An 18511-nucleotide genomic window follows, 5' to 3' on the forward strand; every position below is an offset into this window, starting at 1 on the left:
CAATCTCACCCATTACTGTCTTGATACATGTTTTCTTGAAACCTTTATTTCTATATATCTTCTTATCTCTTTCTTTCATTAGCTCATCATCTAGTTGATTAAGTAGCTCTGTGATTATTTCACATGCCTGACGGCAAACAAATTCATAAATCCTTTTCTCTAAATCCTTGAAATTTATATCCATTTCCTTTAAACTTATCTTATACATGTAATCACCTAACTTTCTAGTTTTCTTCGCAGATACTATTATATTGGATGATGCATGTATATGAAAGATGCCTTAAGGCATCTTTTTTATTTTTTGTCCTTTTTGCCTACTAAAATTATACTCTAAGAAAAATAAGATGCAAATTATTCTAATGCATCAATATTTTTCCCATTTTAAATCAAGTATTTATCTATCCGTTAAATGACATGCCACCATATGTCCTCCACCTATATCTTGCATTTGAGGTTCTACTTCAGCACATTTAGGCATGGCATTTTTGCATCTTGTTCTAAATCTACAACCTGAAGGAGGATTAAGAGGACTTGGCACATCTCCTTCTAATATTTCCCTCTGTTTAGTATCCATTAGCTCTGGATCTGGTATAGGTATAGCAGATAATAATGCCTGAGTATAAGGATGAGTTGGACGTTTATAAAGCTCATCACTATTTGCCACCTCTACTAATTTACCTAGATACATAACCCCTATTCTATCAGATATATGTTTAACCATAGATAAGTCATGGGCAATAAATAAATATGTCAATCCCATTTCTTTTTGTAAATCTTCCAACATATTTACTACCTGAGCCTGTATAGATACGTCTAATGCCGATATAGGTTCGTCACATATAATAAATTCAGGTTCCACAGCCAATGCCCTAGCTATACCAACACGTTGCCTTTGTCCCCCCGAAAACTCATGGGGATATCTACTGGCATGGTCTTTGGTAAGACCTACTCTCTCTAATATAGAGTATATTATCTCCTGTCTCTCCTTACCTGATGCCAATCCATGTATATCTAAAGGCTCTCCAACTATATCCGATACAGTCATTCTAGAATTTAGTGAAGCAAAGGGGTCTTGGAATATCATCTGTATCTTTTTCCTAAAGGGCAATAATTCCCTCTGACTCATTTTACCTAATTCCGCCCCATCAAATATGACCTCGCCATCAGTAACATCATACAGTCTTATTATAGTTCTCCCTGTAGTAGACTTACCACAACCAGATTCTCCAACAAGGCCAAAGGTTTCTCCCTTTTTTATGCTAAAACTTATATCATCTACAGCCCTTACAAAGTTAAGCTTATTTCCTAAGAATCCCTTTCTAACAGGAAAATACTTTTTTAAATTTTTTACTTCTAATAGTATATCGTTTTTAGTATCTGTATTTAAGGACATCTATTTAGCCCCCCTTTTTACACCGGTATCTAATTCAATTTTTGGTGCATCTTCATGTAATAACCAACACATAGTCCTTCTTCGTTCTCCAACTTCAAAATAAGGTGGTCTTTCCTTCAAACATATCTCCATCGCATAGGGACATCTAGCTGCAAATGGACAGCCTGTAGGAGGCTTCAATAAATCTGGTGGAGATCCTGCTATAGGTATAAGTCTTTGTCTCTCTCCTAAATCCAATCTTGGAATAGATTTTAATAATCCCATAGTATATGGATGTTTGGGATCGTAGAATATTTCTTCTGCTGACCCTTCTTCCATTATAAGTCCACCATACATAACCACTATTCTGGAACATACATCAGCAACTACTCCCAAATCATGGGTGATAAGTATGATAGATGTATTTACCTTATCCTTTAAATCTTTCATAAGTTCCAATATCTGAGCCTGAATCGTAACATCCAATGCAGTCGTGGGCTCATCTGCTATTAGCAAATCTGGTTGACAAGACAGTGCTATGGCTATCATTGCTCTCTGTCTCATACCTCCACTGAATTCATGAGGATAGTTATCTATCCTGTCTTCCGGAGAGGGAATACCAACTAGTTCTAGCATCTCAATAGCCTTTTTTCGGGCTTCCTTTTTATTTAGCTTCTGATGCCTCATTATGGCTTCCATAATTTGATTTCCAACTTTATAAACTGGGTTCAATGATGTCATAGGATCTTGAAATATCATTGCTATCTCATTACCCCTTATATTCATCATTTTCTTAGGAGATTTTTCAACTAAATCTTCACCCTTAAATATTATTTTCCCATTCTTTATCTTTCCAGGATCATCTATAAGTTTCATCAAAGATAGAGAAGTTACACTCTTTCCACTTCCTGATTCTCCAACTATCCCCAATGCTTCTCCTTTATCTAAAGAAAATCCAACTCCTCTTACCGCTTGAACTTCTCCCATATGGGTATAAAATGAAGTCTGTAAATCTTTAACCTCTAATAATTTATCTGACAAAGTTATTCACCTCTTTTCCTAATAACTACTTACGCAATCTTGGATCTAATGCGTCTCTCAAACCATCACCTAAAAAGTTAAATGCAAGCATAGTTATACAAATAGCAATAGATGGTGCCAATAACTGATATGCATATGATCTCAATCCACCTAATGCATCACTGGCCAATGTACCCCATGACGCCATAGGTGCCGATACACCAAGTCCTATAAAACTCAAAAATGATTCAGTAAATATAGCGTTAGGTATCATCATAGTAAGGGAAACAACAACTGGTCCCAATGTATTTGGAATAAGATGTCTAGTAAGGATTCTCCATGTACTTGCACCTAATGTTCTAGCCGCCAAAACAAACTCCTGTCCCTTTAGGCTCAGCACTTGCCCCCTAACTATACGGGCCATCCTAACCCAATATACCAGACCCATAGTTAAAATTATAGTTTTAAGTCCCGGTCCTATAACAACCATCAATAAAATTACATATAGTATCAATGGTACAGTATTTATAATATCAACAATACGCATCATAATATTGTCTACTCTTCCACCAAAATATCCTGATATTCCTCCATAAAAAACTCCTATAAAGAAATTAACCAATGTAGCAACTACTGCAACAGCCAAAGATATTCTAGCTCCGTAAAGTACCCTCACAAATAGATCTCTACCATGAGAATCACTACCAAGCCAGTATGTCTTATTGAAGACCTTCTTAGCAGGTTCTACAACATTCCCATCTACTTTTAATTCATAATCTTTAGTTATCTCTGGATTTTTAAGTCTTTCCCTTGCTAAACTATAATCAAGAACAACCTCTTTCCCATCTATATTGTAAGTTCTATATAATTTAGCCATATTATCTTCTTCGGGATCTAATTTAGCTATAAGCTCTCCATTACCACTTACTTCATAGAGCATATATTCATTGTGTATATATACAAATTTATCCTCTGAGATTTTATATATTTGGAATCTATGAGGTATATTTGCCATATCTAACCTTTGTTCTTCATATCCATATTTAGAAAACATGGGACCGAATACAGCCATCATTAAAATAATTATAACAGCAATTAATCCTATCATAGCCAGTTTATTTTTCTTAAGCCTTCTCCATGCATCTTGCCAATAAGTAAGACTAGGTCTTACTATTTTTTCTTTTTCTTTTTCTTCCTTAGGAACCCGCTGCCACAAGTCCTTTGGTATTTCCTTAATCTCAGCCATGAACTAAACCTCCTTTAATCATCAAATTTGATTCTTGGGTCTATTAGAACATATATAACATCTACTAATAATATCATAAGTATTAAAAATGCAGCGTAGAATATTGTTACTCCCATTATTACTGTATAATCTCTGTTTGTAACACTTTCAACAAAATATTTACCCATTCCAGGTATCGCAAATATCCTTTCAACAACAAAGGATCCAGTAAGTATTGCTGCAATCATAGGTCCCAAGTAAGTAACCACTGGTATTAATGCATTTTTAAGGGCATGTTTACCTATAACTACAAACTCTGATAACCCTTTCGCCCTTGCTGTTCTTATATAATCCTGTCTCATAACTTCTAGCATAGAAGACCTAACCAATCTAGCAACAAATGCCAATGAAAATCCACCTAGCGCAATCACAGGTCCAATATAATATTTAGGGCCTTCTAATCCATGGGAAGGTAATATTCCTAGTTTGGAACTAAATATATATATTATAAGTGTGGCCATTACGAAACTTGGAATTGTAACTCCCAATGTTGCTACAATTGTAACCACATAATCCTGCCATTTATTTTGTTTCAATGCAGAAATAATGCCCAGGGGTATTCCTAAAATAATTATCCCCAATACAGACAATCCTCCAATCTTAGCCGACACAGGTAACCCCTTCCATATAAGGTCTGTAACTTGAACTCCTTGTTTTTGGAATGAAGGTCCAAAATCCAGTGTTAGAACTCCCTTCAAATAATCAATATACTGCATATATACAGGCTGATCAATCTTATACTTTTTCTCTAAAGCCTCAATTACAGCTGGTGGTAAAGGTTTCTCCCTAGTAAATGGTCCACCAGGAATAGCATGCATTAAAAAGAAAGTAATAGTTATAACTATAAATAAAGTAAGTATCATAGAAATAAGTCTTTTGGTTAAAAATCTACCCATAACATACACTCCTTTCACATAAATTAAAATAAAATAAAAATTTTAAAATAAATTCTTTTTGTAATACTTTATTGAGACTTTAATATTTAATCAGCTCTTTGAATAAATAACTAGGATTGGTTAAAAAGAAAGAGTGGGTTTTGAATCTTGTAATTGTAAGACAATTTTGAAGGTTCTTCTCCTCTTTAAAAGCTATATTAAAATACTAGCACAATATGTTTTTTTACTCAATGAATTTTTAACTCTCTCAACTTTAAATATTTGTAACATTTCCCTCAAGTCTTTAATTTACTAAAGTGTAGCCTTCTTAGATACGCACACAGTTGTTTATATAGTTAGAACATATTTTTTAAATTTTTGTAATAATATTCACTTTGTAAATATATACCATGTATTTTTTTACATGATTTAGAAGTTTTTTTGATTTTAAAATATCTTTATGATAGAATATTTTAAAATCAATATAAGATTATATACTCTAGGGGTGCTTTTTAAAGCTGAGAGAGAAATTGTGTTTCTCAACCCTTTAAACCTGAACTGGTTAATCCCAGCGTAGGAAAGAGTTTTATTTAAAAATTATTTTAAGTGAAGCGTAGTCCTACATTTGGACTACGCTTTAATTTCATCTATTTATAAATTTAGGGGGAATATTTATGATTAAAAATTGGCATGTGTATTTGGTTACAGAAGAAAAATTTTCATCTAAAAGCACTATAGAAGTAGTAAAAGAAGCCATAAAAGGAGGGGTAGATGTAATACAACTAAGGGACAAAAATTTAAATATGCGTGAAAGATATGAAATTGGAAAAGCAATAAAAAAATTGGCCCACGATGCAGGAGTAGACTTTATAGTTAACAATGATGTAGACTTGGCCATGGCCTTAGATGCCGATGGTATACATATTGGTCAAGAGGATCTACCCATTGAAGTAGTTAGAAAGCTTATGGGTAAAGACAAGATAATTGGTGTTTCTGTTTCTAATTTAGAAGAAATATATGAAGCTCAAGAAAAAGGTGCAGATTATATAGGTGTGGGTGCTATTTTTGATACCAACTCCAAAGATGTAAAAAAAGAAAATTCCAATCTAGGATTAAACATGCTCCGTATGGCAAAAGAAAAAGGCAGACTACCTATTATAGCAATAGGAGGCATAAATCATGATAACGCAGGCAAAGTTATAACATCAGGAGCCGATTGTATATCAGTAATAAGTGCCATCGCCTCTTCAAGAGATATAGAAAAGTCAACTGCACTTTTAAAAGAAATAATCATAAAATCAAAGGAGTATAAAAATGAATGATCTTATCTATAAAATCAGAAAAGAAAAACCTCTAATTCATCACATAACCAATGAAGTTACCACAAATGATTTAGCTAATATCACATTATATTGGGGTGGACTTCCGGTAATGGCAAATTATAAAGAAGAAGTAGAAGAAATGGTTTCTATGTCTCAAGGACTATTACTCAATATAGGAATATTACATCCCGACCAAGTAGAAGCCATGATAAGGGCTGGAAAAAAAGCCAACCAACTTAACATTCCCGTAATTCTAGACCCTGTAGGGGTTGGTGCCACCAAACTAAGAACAAAAACAGCAAAACGGATTCTCAATGAGATACATGTATCAGCTATAAAAGGTAACCAAGGTGAAATAGTTACCCTTGCAGGTGAAGAAGGCAATATGAAAGGTGTAGAGTCTATAGGTGAATATAGAGATATCATTCCCCTTAGCAAGAAATTGGCATTAAATTATGACACAATTGTAGTTATATCTGGTAAGGAAGATATTATTACCGATGGTAAATTTGTATATAAAGTATTCAATGGACATCCATTTATGGGAAATGTAGTGGGAACTGGATGTATGCTGGGTAGTACCTTAGCTTGTTTTTTAGCTGTATCAAGTGATCCATTAAAAGGGGCTGTCTATGGAGTTACGTCTTATTGTATAGCAGGAGAAATAGCTGCAAAGGGAGTAAATGGTCCTGCAAGTTATAAGATATCCTTTTTAGATACCATATATAATCTAGATGATAAGACAGTTTCTTTAAAAGAAAAGATAGAACAAGTTGGTAGTTAGTAGTTCATAGTCCGTAGTCAGAGAACCCAAATCATAATAAAGATTTGGGCTCTCTACTTGTATCATTGACTACGGACTATACATAAATATATAAAAAGGAAGGATATAATGAATATTTTAGTTACAAATGATGATGGCATAGACCATTTGGGAATAAAAATATTAGTTAGTGAATTGTCTAAAAAACATAATATATTTGTTGCAGCCCCAAACACTCAGTGTTCAGGATTAAGTGGTGCTGTGACATTTTACAATTACATTAGAGTAGAAAAATATCCTCTGGATGTAGGTGAAAAGTCTTCATACAAAATACATGGTACTCCTGCAGATTGTGTAATCATAGGGTTAGATGAATTAGTAAAAAATGTAGATTTAGTCATATCTGGATTAAATGATGAACCAAATGTAGGAGATGATACTAGACTTTCTGGCACATTGGGTGCATGTATAGAATCAGTCTTTTCTTCCACACCTGCAATAGCATTTTCTATGGATTATGGTCAAGACAATATTGTGCAAGAAACTGCAATATTTTTCATAAAAAAAATAGTCGATTTTGTAGAAAAAAATCCACTACCTGAAGGTATATATTTAAATGTAAATATCCCTAATAAGCCTATCTCTTCTATTAAAGGTATAAAAATTACCAGATTAGGTAGAAGACGTTATAAAAACAGAGTAAATCTAGCAGATGACAATATAAAAAATGTATATAAAATTTATGGTCAATTAATTAAAGAATATGAAACAAATACAGATTCATGGGCATTAGACAATGACTATGTCTCCATAACACCATTTAAAATTGACAATACAGATTACGACAATATTGATTATTTTAAGGTTTTATCTGATAATTAAAAACAGTTAGTAGTTCGTAGTTCGTAGTTGATAGTAAAAAACTACGGTTCTCATCATTAAACTACTAACTATTAACTACTAGCCACTAACTAATAACACTAACCTAACTCATCTTTTCTCTTAGCATTTTATTTACCATCTGAGGATTTGCCTTACCCCTAGTAGCTTTCATTACTTGACCTACTAAGAAGCCCAATGCCCTATCTTTTCCATTATTATAGTCCTCAATAGACTGGGGATTTTTATCCAATACTTCATCTACTATTTTGTTCAATTCATCTTCATCATTTATCTGAATAAGACCCTTTTCTTTCACTACAGTATTAGGATCCTTACCTTCTTCAAACATTGTTCTCAATACCTTTTTACCTATATTATTACTTATCTTTCCTTCATTTATTAGATTTATTAAATCAGCTAAATCTTTAGCAGTAAATCTCAAATCCTCTATATCTATGTCTTCATCTTTAACCCTTCTCAATACGTCACCCATTATCCAATTACTCACTTGTTTAGGGTCTTTAGAATATTTTACTGTCTCCTCATAAAAATCTGCCAATGCCTTAGTAGCAGTAAGAACTTTGGCATCATATACGGGTATATCATATTCACTAACAAACCTGTCCTTCTTGATATGGGGTAATTCTGGCAAATTGTCCCTTATTTCTTTTATCCAATTATCCTCTATTTCCATTCCAACTATATCGGGTTCAGGAAAATATCTATAATCTGCAACCCCTTCTTTTACCCTCATAACAATGGTCTCATTTTTCATATCGTCCCATCTTCTAGTCTCTCTTATGGCATCCTTACCTGCCTTTAGTAATGCTATATGCCTATTGGTTTCGTAGTCTATAGCCTTAGCTACAGCCTTAAAAGAGTTAAGATTCTTCACCTCTGTAACTGTAGTCTTTATATCTTTATCTTCATCGATTACATTTACATTTACATCACATCTTAAAGAGCCTTCTTCCATTTTACAATCAGACACCTCTATATATTTCAATATGGATTTTAGATTTTCTAAAAATGCCTGGGCCTCTTCTCCTGAATTTATATCAGGCTCTGTAACAATCTCTATAAGTGGTACACCACTCCTATTATAATCAAGCAGTGAGCCACCATCATTGGAATGTATAGACTTACCTGTGTCCTCTTCTATATGTATCCTTATAAGTCTAACCTTTTTAGTGCCTTCTTCTGTATCTATTTCCACATATCCCTTTTCACATAGAGGCATATCATATTGAGAAATCTGATATCCTTTAACTAAATCTGGATAAAAATAGTTTTTCCTATCCATTTTAGTCTCCTTTGCAATATTACAATTAAATGCCAACCCTGCCCTTATACCAAATTCTAATACCCTCTTGTTTAATACAGGTAAAGTTCCAGGAAGTCCTAGGCATATAGGACAACAATTAGTATTGGAATCTCCTCCAAATTCTACTTTACAATCACAAAATACCTTTGATTCAGTCATTAACTCTGAATGTATCTCCAATCCCACTATAGTCTTATAACTCACTATCTTCACCTCCTATTGCTGGTAGTCCTATGGATTCACTATTTTTTTCATAATTATATGCTACCTTTAATATCTTAGATTCATCAAAAACATTTCCTATTATCTGCATACCAACAGGCAAGCCATTCACCATGCCGCATGGAATAGATACTGATGGTATTCCTGCAAGGTTTATGCATACAGTGAGCACATCAGACATGTACATAGACATAGGATCATCGGCTTTTTCTCCTACTTTAAAAGGTAATATAGGAGATGTAGGACTTACAATTACATCATATTTTTTAAAGACATTTTCAAAATCGTTTTTTATTAATGTCCTTACCTTTTGGGCCCTTTTATAATAAGCATCGTAATATCCAGAGCTCAAACAATAAGTACCTACCATAATTCTTCTTTTTACTTCCTCTCCAAAACCTTCACTTCTAGTCTTTATAAATAATTCTTCTATGCTTTGGAACTCCTCCGCTCTCTTTCCATACCTTACTCCATCAAATCTTGCAAGGTTTGAACTGGCCTCTGCAGGGGCAATAATATAATATGTTGCCAATCCATAGTCAGTATATGGCAATGAAACCTCTTCTACCTCTGCTCCTAATCCTTCCAACACCTTTACTGCCTCCAACACCTTAGCCTTTATTTCTTCATTTATTCCTTGTGCAAAATATTCTTTAGGCAATGCTATCTTCATACCCTTTATATCGCCCTTTATAGACGATAAATAGTCTTCCTTTTCCTTACCTACAGATGTGCTGTCTTTAACATCATGTCCTGTTATTGCGTCTAGTACCACGGCACAATCTTCAACGTTTCTAGTCAATGGTCCTATTTGATCCAAAGATGAAGCAAATGCCACTAGTCCATATCTAGATATCAATCCATATGTAGGTTTAAGCCCTACAATACCACAGAAAGAAGCAGGCTGTCTTATGGAACCACCTGTAGATGAACCCAATGCATAGGGGATTTGGCCCGCTGCAACTGCCGCTGCCGATCCACCACTGGAGCCACCTGGTACCCTATCTAAAGCCCATGGATTTTTAGTAGTCTTAAATGTAGAATTTTCAGTAGATGAACCCATGGCAAATTCATCCATATTAGTCTTACCAACAATTATAGCCCCTTGGGCCTTTAATTTTTTTATTATTGTAGCATCATATGGTGGTACAAAATTTTCAAGTATTTTTGATGCACAAGTAGTCTTTATGCCCTTTGTGGCAATATTGTCCTTTATAGCCACTGGTACACCTGCTAATGGTGGCAACTCTTCACCATTTGATATTTTCCTATCTATTTCCCTAGCTTCTTCGACAATTTCTTCTCTATTCCTCAATGTGATAAAACTCGACACTTTATCTTCCAACTCTTCTAGCCTATCAAGATATTTACTAACTAATTCTTCAGAGGATATTTCTTTATTTCTCAACATATTCCCCATTTCACTTATAGACAATCTATATATATCCAAATCTTTTCACCTCACTAGAAATTATTCCAATATATTTGGTAATTTAAAATAACCATTCTCATCTTCAGGGGCATTTTTAAGTGCATCTTTCCTGTCTAAAGATTCTCCTGCCACATCTTCCCTCATAACATTCTTTATAGGATGTACATGATATGTAGGCTCTACCTCATCAGTATTTACTTCCTCTAATTTTTCAACATATTTAAGTATAGCATCAAACTTTTCAGTAAAATCCTCTATCTCATTATCATGAAATTCCAATCTTGCCAATTTAGCCACATGCCTTACATCATCACTACTTATAGACATAATTTTCCCTCCTTCTTTTAGTTCTTAGTTCTTAGCTCTTAGCTCTTAGTTCTTAGTATACTGATATGAACTAACTCTCCCCTACAATAATACAACATCTAAACACCACTATCAACTGCCTATAATCTCATTAAACCTTTCTCCATCCATTATTTCTACACCTAACTTTTCAGCCTTGGCCACCTTTGAGCCAGGATTTTCTCCAACTATTACATAATCTGTTTTTTTACTTACACTTCCCGTTACCTTTCCACCCATTTTAATAACTACTTCTTTGGCTTCATTTCTACTTATTCCTTCTAAAGTACCAGTAATAACTACTGTTTTCCCGCTAAATACGGTATCCTCATCTATATCCTCGTCTTCATGATGAAGATTAACTCCCAATGATAATAATTTATCTATACTATTCATTATCACTTCATCACTGAAAAATTCTACTATTTCAGCCGCCACTATATTACCTATATCCTGTATTTCAATAAGTTCTTCAAACTTTGCCCTCTTCAAGTTATTCAAAGATTTAAATCTATTAGCCAAATCATTGGCCGTCTTCTTACCCACATTGGGAATTCCCAATGCATATATAAATGCACTTAATGTACAGTCTTTACTATCCTCTATGGCATTTAGTAAATTTTGGGCCTTCTTTTCCCCGAATCTATCTAGTTCTATTAATTCTTCAAATTTCAACTCATATAGTTGAGGAATATCCTTCAATTCCAGTTCTTCAAACAATTGCTCTGCAGTCTTTTCACTGAACCCTTCTATATTCATAGCATCTCTACTGGCAAAATGGACTAGTCTCGATACCAATTGTGGCTTACACGACATGGAGTTTGGACAGAATATATGGACTCCTTCTTGTATTAATTCAGTACCGCATGCAGGACAATGGGTAGGCTTTTCTATTTCAGTATGTTCTTCAGTATCATCATCCACTACGCCCATTATCTCAGGTATTACATCATTTGACCTTCTAAGCCATACCTTTTTCCCTATGGCAACATTTTTTCGCTGTATATCATCCCAATTATTTAGTGTAGCCCTCTGTACTGTAACGCCTCCTATATCCACAGGTTCTAATATGGAGCTGGGTGTAACCTTTCCTGTCCTTCCAACATTCCAAATCACCCCTATAAGTTTAGTAGTTACTTCCTCTGCCTTAAACTTATAGGCAATAGCCCATCTAGGGAATTTTTGAGTATAACCCAATACTTCTCTAGTCCTCATATCATTTATCTTTATTACCAAGCCATCGGTAAGTACATCTAGTTCATTTCTATATTCCCGAACTCTTTCAATTTCCTCCACCAAAGTATCCATATCTTTAAATGTCTTTATATAATCATTTGTAGGAAGCCTGTTTTCCTTTAAAAAATCCATCATATCCAAATGAGTAGAAAACACCTTTCCTTCTATATAACCTACATTATAAAAATATCCTATCAAATTACGACTTGCTGTTACCTTAGGATTTAGATTTCTTAATGCACCTGCCGCTGCATTTCTAGCATTTTTAAGGGGTTCCTCTGCATCTTCATTATACTTTTCCAATGCAGATAGAGGCATAAGACCCTCTCCCTGTATCTCTATCTTTCCTTTAAAGGGAATGTCCAAAGGTATATTCTTTATAGTCCTTATTTGGGGTAATATCTCCTCTCCTATTTCTCCATTTCCCCTTGTAGCCCCTTGAATTAGATTTCCATTATCATATGTGAGATTTATTGTTAGTCCATCAAATTTATATTCCATTACATATGTGGGATTAGGTAATTTATCATCATTTAATCTATTATAATCTGATATAAGCTTCTTTACTCTAGTATCCCAATTCTTTAATTCTTCAATACTTTGGGATTTACCTAAGCTCCATAATGGAGCTATATGTCTATGCTTTTGGAATTTTGATAATACTTCTCCTCCTACACGCTGAGTAGGAGAATTGGGTAAAATTTCACTAGTTTCATTTTCAAGTTCAATAAGCTCATCATACAACTTATCATACTCGCTATCAGTAACCTTAGGATCATCTAATGTATAATAGTAATAATTTAATTCATTTAATTTAGCTACTAATTCTTCCATTCTTGAAAGTTTATCCAATAATACTCACCCCTTTAATCCAAAAGTTCTATAGGTGCCATAGACAACAATAAATTCTTTACTCCCTGTCCCTCAAATGCTATGGACACTTCTGAATCTCCATTTTTATCTTTAACTTGTACCACAGTGCCTATACCCCATTTTTTATGCATTACCTTTGATCCTGGTAAAACTTTAGGGCTATTCCTTTTATCTTTTCCTGTATTTTCATAGGTATACCCAGTGAAATATTTCTTTTTATTATTTTTAGAATAATCCTTTGCTTTTGTATTTTCATTTTTACTAGAGGTATGTTTTTCTCTACAACTTTCAATCAATGATTGAGGCATCTCATTTATAAATCTAGATATGCTATTGTATGTGGTCTTACCATATATGGTCCTTACATCTGTATAAGTCAAATACAATACCTTTTCCGCTCTAGTAACTCCCACATAACATAGTCTTCGTTCCTCTTCCATATCATCTTCACTGGTCAATGCCCTAGATATGGGAAATATCCCATCTTCCATTCCACTTAAAAACACCACTGGAAACTCCAATCCCTTGGCACTATGCAATGTCATCAAAGTAACTGAATCCTGTTTATCATCATCGGTTTTATCCACATCTGAAAGCAATGATATATTAGCTAAGAAATCCTCTAGAGTACTCTCTTCACTTCTCTCTTCAAAATCTATAGCTACTGATATAAACTCCTTTATATTTTCAATCCTAGTCCTGGCCTCCACTGAGCCATCCCTTTCTAATTCCTCCACATATCCAGTAGAATTAATTATATCTTCTATCAACGCCTTTACGCCTACTAATTCTTTCATTGCGATAAACTTACCTATCATTGTGGCAAAATTGCTAACCAAAGTCATAGCCCTATGGGAAAGCCCCGGTATATCTTGAGCATCTAATATAAGACTATACATACTTTCTTCCCGTTGAGTACTATATGCCTCTATCTTCTCTACAGTCCTTTTACCTATTCCACGCTTAGGTACATTTATTATTCTTTTTAAACTATAATTATCTAATGGATTCTGTATTAGTCTTAAATAAGCAACTATATCCTTTATTTCTTTCCTATCATAAAACTTTAATCCCCCTACTATCTTATAGGATATATTAAATTTAAGCATGGACTCCTCTAGTACACGAGATTGGGCATTGGTTCTGTATAGTATGGCAAAGTCCGAATAACTCATATCTTTTTTCTCTATCATATTCTTTATAGTTTTAGCTATAAAATTTCCTTCATCATGTTCATTATCGGCATTATAAATCTTTATCGGATGTCCTGCATCATTGGATGTCCAAAGATTTTTTTCCTTTCTTTCACAATTGTTTTCTATTACACAATTAGCTGCCTTTAATATATTTTTAGTAGAGCGATAGTTCTGTTCTAGTTTTATAGTCTTTGCATTAGAATAATCACTTTCAAAATCTAATATATTTCTTATATCTGCACCCCTCCATCCATATATGGATTGGTCTGCATCTCCCACTACACATACATTTTTATATTTACTGGACAATAATCTAATCAACTGGTATTGAGCCCTATTGGTATCTTGATACTCATCCACAAGTACATATCTAAATTTCCTTCGATAAAAATCTAGTACATCTGGACTGTTTTTAAAAAGCTCAATAGTTTTACCTATAAGGTCATCAAAATCCAGTGCATTATTTTCCTTCAGTTTTTTCTGATATAACTCATAAAGCTCTCCCTTGGTCCTTTCCCTGAAATCAGTAAAATTATCCTTTATATATGTATCAGGATCTACAAGTATATCCTTCTGACTACCTATAAATCTTAAAGTGGCCCTTGGGTCAAAAAGTTTTGGGTTTACATCTTTCTCTTTTAAACAATCCTTAATAAGGGTCATTTGATCATCGGTATCAAATATGACAAAATTCTTTCCATATCCTAATTTTTCTATATCTCTTCTCAATATCCTTACACATATGGAATGGAATGTTCCCACCCACATACCATCTACTCTGTAATCTATTAAATTACCTAATCTTTCCTTCATCTCACCAGCCGCCTTATTGGTGAAAGTTATTGCCAATATATTTTCAGGTAATATATTATTTTCCTCTATAAGATAGGCTATCCTATGGGTCAACACCCTAGTCTTTCCACTACCAGCACCTGCCAATATGAGCAAAGGCCCTTCAGTGGCCCTAACAGCCTCCTGTTGCATTTCATTTAATCCATCTAAAAAACTCATCAATTACTTCCTCCCATAATCCTATTTATTCATTATCTACTATTATATATTAAAGTTAATAGGGATTAAAGAATATCCCAACAAAAAGAAATATCCCTTAACAGGGATCCAGTTTAATGACTATGATATGAACGTAGTTGGTAGTTATGTCCAATAATGTGTACTTAGTAATAAATCAATTAATTTTACTTTTTCATCTATTTTATTATTTAATTTTGTGTTTAAACCATCATATTTTTCTATATCAAATCCATAACCCCATAATTCCCATATAAATTTATCTATATCAGGATATTGATTTTTATATTGAGAAACTTCAAATATAAAATTAGAGATTTCTTTATATTTATTGTGCTTTTTTTCTTTTAATTTTAAATACGTATCAACATCAGTAAGTACCTTGATTTCATTGGCTATTTTATATCGATACCCCTGGGATTTATTTATTTTTAGAAAATTTTCGAAGTTTTTACAGAATTGTTTATACATAAAATCTCTCCTTAAATAATAGTGTGTTTTTTATAAAAACTTTCTTGACCCTTTCACTCATATCTTCTCTATTTTTTACACTATTAATAAGTTTTGCTATTAACTCTTTGTCAGAACTTTTTATTAAGATACTAATATCCTCTATATCCTTTTCGGAGTACCTACCTATTTTACTTACAATAATATCTTCTTTTGATAGAACATAGATATTTTTAAAATCCTTTATTTTTATAACTCTATTTTTAAAATCTAATGGTACTGTTGTCAAATATGTATCTAGCATGTCAAATCTATCTAAAACTCTAAATAATTTGCCAATAGTAGCTTCATAATCCATATCTATAAAATCAATATCTGTTGTAGCTCTATCTAAATATCCTGCAATAATACACCCTGAACCACCTAATAAATATATAGGTGGATACTTAATATTCTTCATGTCAGCAAAATTTTCCATGTCCTTAAGAAGTTCGAATAAAATCTCTCTATTCTTATTTTTCATAATATCCAACTCCTATTCTTTATTGTTTCTTATATGTTTATAAATAATATATAAAGCCTTTATACTATTCATTACTATAGTATAACATATTAATTTTTACCTACTTAAATTATGCTTCATATATACCTTCTTGTTTATTTATGGTAAAAATGATATTATTCAATCAGTAATTATTTATTTTAAGGAGAGATTTCATTATGGACAATAATAAATTATCTAGTATCGAAAAGGCCCTAATTATTCTTAATCAGCTAAGTGAACCACCTTTTGAATATAAAGCTATAGACCTCTCAAAGATACTTGGCATAAATAGAACCACAGTTCATAGAGATTTAGATATATTAATACAAAATGATTTTGTAATAAAAAATGACTTAAACAAGACATATAGACTTGGACCTAAACTATATAATTTAGGATCTGTATACCTACATAATTTTAATTTCGAAAACAAGATACTAGAGATATTGAATAAAATTTCAGAAGAAACTAAAGAATCTGTAGGTTTAGCCATAAGAGACTATGAAAAAGTGATCTCTTTATATGAAATCGAATTCTTCCAACCCTTGAAAATGAACTATAGACCAGGTATTTTCTATCCTATGAATAGAGGGTGCTATGGCAAATGTCTTATGGCATATTATGATGAAGATAAAGTTAAAAAATTACTCCAAAAACAAAAATTTGAAAAAGTATGTATAAATACATTGACTACAACCGAAGAAATATTAGCAGAATACGATAAAATAAAAAGGCAAGGATATGTTACAAGTATCGAAGAAACTTTCAAGTATGCAATAGGTGTTGGAGTACCAATATTTAATTGTAATAACGAAGTTACTACTTGTCTAGCAGTATCTTTTTTTAAAGACGATTATTATCTAGAAAAAATTGAAAAATTCAAAGAAATATTGAGCTCATATGCTGACCAAATAGCAAAATATATCCCATAATTTATATGGGTAGATAGAGGGATAAAATCTAGTTCTTAGTTCTTAGTAGGTGTGTATACACACCTATTTTTTTATTTAATCCTTTAATATTTCTTTGTGAAAACCTTTGCATTTTTCAGAAAACTGTGTTAATATATAATCACAGTTCGTTATATACACTTATGGTTCGTTCAATGAACAAAGGAGGTAGTTTTTAGATATGGAAAATTTAGAAAGAATCAAATCATCTATATCGGAAAGTGAGGTTGTAGAAATCATAAAAAAATTAGTAGAAATCCCTAGCTATCCCGGTATAGAAAATCAAGAGACAAAGGTAGCACAATGTATTAAAGGTATTTTTGAAAAAGAAGGTATATCTGCCAATGTGATCCCTGTAACTGAAGGACGATGTAATGTAATAGCTAAACTTAAGGGTACAGGTAATGGCAAATCTTTATTACTCACAGGTCATATTGATACCGTTCCTCCTTATGACATGAAAGATCCATGTACATTAAAAGTAGACGGCAATAAATTATATGGTAGAGGAACTGTAGACATGAAAGGTCCTTTATCTTGTATGATTGCTTCTATGATTGCGATAAAAAGGTCAAAAATAGTTCTTGATGGAGACTTAATCTTTGCTGGTGTCATTGATGAAGAAGAAGGGAGCGAAGGTACTATAGCATTACTAGAAGAAGGCTTGAGTGTAGATGGGGCTATAGTAGGGGAACCTTCAGATATGGATATATGTGTTGCCCATAGAGGTCTAGAGTGGATTGAATTCCATTTCAAAGGCAAGACTGTACACGGTGGAAAACAAAGTGAAGGTATAAATGCTATATCTAAGGCCTCTGATTTTATTCAAAATATTAAAGAAAATGTTATCCCTGAGATTTATTCAAATAATCATTCCATTATAGGCACATCTTCTATGAATTATGGTACCATAGAAGGTGGCACTCAACCAAGTACCGTAGCAGGAAATTGTATCTTAAAGATTGATAGGAGATGGATTCCCGGTGAAAAATATCAAGATGTGTTAAAACAATATCAAGATGTTATAGATGAAATGGCTAAAAAAGATCCTAAATTTAGATGTGAAATGAAAATCATGGATGAAAGTGTTATGAGAAAAGGATATGTACATGAAGCACTGGAAACTGATACAAAACATCCATTAGTCACTATAACTAAAAACTTGACAAATAAAATATATATTAAACAGCCTAAACTTACATTTTTCCCCGCATGGAGTGATGGTGGGCTTCTCAGTAGCTATGGAAATATTCCTACAATAATATTTGCTCCTGGAGATTTGGAGTCTGCCCATTCTTCTGAAGAGTTTATAGATAAGACTCAAATTTATCCTGCTACATTAATCTATGCTACTATAGCAATAGATTTTTGTAATAATAAATTATAGGAGG

Annotated in this window: 17 protein-coding genes and 1 riboswitch; of the genes, 5 read left to right on the top strand and 12 right to left on the bottom strand. The window is 33.0% G+C overall.

The genetic code is table 11. The features are described from left to right. From Q326_RS17085 to Q326_RS0109695, 5 genes are all read right to left on the bottom strand, one after another. A partial coding sequence (locus Q326_RS17085) for a UPF0236 family transposase-like protein (protein ID WP_034601817.1) occupies positions 1 to 208 on the bottom strand: 208 nt, incomplete at its 3' end. 186 nt (positions 209 to 394) lie between these two features. After that, positions 395 to 1393 carry an ABC transporter ATP-binding protein gene (locus Q326_RS0109680; RefSeq protein WP_026895207.1) on the bottom strand — a complete coding sequence of 333 codons (999 nt, stop codon included), beginning with the start codon at positions 1391 to 1393 and terminating at the stop codon, positions 395 to 397. Next, a complete protein-coding gene (locus Q326_RS0109685; protein WP_284071432.1) occupies positions 1394 to 2419 on the bottom strand; it encodes an ABC transporter ATP-binding protein in 1026 nt (341 codons plus the stop codon). 19 nt (positions 2420 to 2438) lie between these two features. Further along, positions 2439 to 3638 carry an ABC transporter permease gene (locus Q326_RS19080; protein ID WP_026895209.1) on the bottom strand — a complete coding sequence of 400 codons (1200 nt, stop codon included), beginning with the start codon at positions 3636 to 3638 and terminating at the stop codon, positions 2439 to 2441. A 14-nt stretch (positions 3639 to 3652) separates the two neighbouring features. After that, positions 3653 to 4573 carry an ABC transporter permease gene (locus tag Q326_RS0109695; RefSeq protein WP_026895210.1) on the bottom strand — a complete coding sequence of 307 codons (921 nt, stop codon included), beginning with the start codon at positions 4571 to 4573 and terminating at the stop codon, positions 3653 to 3655. A 470-nt stretch (positions 4574 to 5043) separates the two neighbouring features. Further along, a riboswitch (TPP riboswitch) is annotated at positions 5044 to 5149 on the top strand. Between the two features lie 77 nt (positions 5150 to 5226). On the opposite strand from Q326_RS0109695, the gene thiE reads away from it, so the two are divergent. The 3 genes from thiE (at position 5227) to surE (ending at position 7519) form a co-directional block, all read left to right on the top strand. Continuing rightward, the gene (thiE, locus tag Q326_RS0109700; RefSeq protein ID WP_026895211.1) at positions 5227 to 5874 is read left to right on the top strand and encodes a thiamine phosphate synthase; all 648 of its coding nucleotides are present in this window, start codon (positions 5227 to 5229) and stop codon (positions 5872 to 5874) included. Next, a complete protein-coding gene (gene thiM / locus Q326_RS0109705; RefSeq protein WP_034601820.1) occupies positions 5867 to 6658 on the top strand; it encodes a hydroxyethylthiazole kinase in 792 nt (263 codons plus the stop codon). Before thiE ends, thiM begins: the two co-directional genes overlap by 8 nt. A 108-nt stretch (positions 6659 to 6766) precedes the next feature. Further along, positions 6767 to 7519 carry a 5'/3'-nucleotidase SurE gene (surE, locus tag Q326_RS0109710; protein WP_026895213.1) on the top strand — a complete coding sequence of 251 codons (753 nt, stop codon included), beginning with the start codon at positions 6767 to 6769 and terminating at the stop codon, positions 7517 to 7519. Positions 7520 to 7622: 103 nt separating this feature from the next. On the opposite strand, the gene gatB is transcribed toward surE, so the two are convergent. The 7 genes from gatB to Q326_RS0109745 all read right to left on the bottom strand — a co-directional run bounded on the left by gatB (position 7623) and on the right by Q326_RS0109745 (position 16149). Further along, positions 7623 to 9047 carry an Asp-tRNA(Asn)/Glu-tRNA(Gln) amidotransferase subunit GatB gene (gatB, locus tag Q326_RS0109715; protein WP_026895214.1) on the bottom strand — a complete coding sequence of 475 codons (1425 nt, stop codon included), beginning with the start codon at positions 9045 to 9047 and terminating at the stop codon, positions 7623 to 7625. Beyond that, positions 9037 to 10515 (bottom strand): Asp-tRNA(Asn)/Glu-tRNA(Gln) amidotransferase subunit GatA, encoded by a 1479-nt coding sequence (gene gatA, locus Q326_RS0109720; RefSeq protein ID WP_026895215.1) that lies wholly within the window; start codon positions 10513 to 10515, stop codon positions 9037 to 9039. Before gatA ends, gatB begins: the two co-directional genes overlap by 11 nt. A 21-nt stretch (positions 10516 to 10536) precedes the next feature. Beyond that, positions 10537 to 10824, bottom strand: a complete 288-nt coding sequence (gatC, locus tag Q326_RS0109725; RefSeq protein ID WP_026895216.1) for an Asp-tRNA(Asn)/Glu-tRNA(Gln) amidotransferase subunit GatC — start codon at positions 10822 to 10824, stop codon at positions 10537 to 10539. A gap of 111 nt (positions 10825 to 10935) precedes the next feature. After that, on the bottom strand, positions 10936 to 12912 hold the full coding sequence (gene ligA / locus Q326_RS0109730; RefSeq protein WP_034601828.1) for an NAD-dependent DNA ligase LigA: 1977 nt from the start codon (positions 12910 to 12912) through the stop codon (positions 10936 to 10938). Between the two features lie 32 nt (positions 12913 to 12944). After that, a complete protein-coding gene (gene pcrA / locus Q326_RS0109735) occupies positions 12945 to 15158 on the bottom strand; it encodes a DNA helicase PcrA (protein ID WP_026895218.1) in 2214 nt (737 codons plus the stop codon). A 144-nt stretch (positions 15159 to 15302) separates the two neighbouring features. Beyond that, positions 15303 to 15647 (bottom strand): hypothetical protein, encoded by a 345-nt coding sequence (locus tag Q326_RS0109740; RefSeq protein ID WP_026895219.1) that lies wholly within the window; start codon positions 15645 to 15647, stop codon positions 15303 to 15305. Continuing rightward, positions 15640 to 16149, bottom strand: coding sequence for a DUF6036 family nucleotidyltransferase (locus Q326_RS0109745; RefSeq protein WP_026895220.1), 510 nt, complete (start codon positions 16147 to 16149; stop codon positions 15640 to 15642). The genes Q326_RS0109740 and Q326_RS0109745 overlap by 8 nt, the downstream gene beginning before the upstream one ends. A gap of 197 nt (positions 16150 to 16346) precedes the next feature. On the opposite strand from Q326_RS0109745, the gene Q326_RS0109750 reads away from it, so the two are divergent. Beyond that, entirely contained in the window at positions 16347 to 17102 is a 756-nt protein-coding gene (locus tag Q326_RS0109750) for an IclR family transcriptional regulator (RefSeq protein ID WP_026895221.1), read from the top strand. 199 nt (positions 17103 to 17301) lie between these two features. Next, complete coding sequence (locus tag Q326_RS0109755; protein WP_034601824.1) at positions 17302 to 18507, top strand: M20 family metallopeptidase; 1206 nt, start codon at positions 17302 to 17304, stop codon at positions 18505 to 18507. The last annotated feature ends 4 nt before the right edge of the window (positions 18508 to 18511 follow it).

It is taken from the genome of Clostridiisalibacter paucivorans DSM 22131 (assembly GCF_000620125.1).
GTDB classification, from domain to species: domain Bacteria; phylum Bacillota; class Clostridia; order Tissierellales; family Clostridiisalibacteraceae; genus Clostridiisalibacter; species Clostridiisalibacter paucivorans.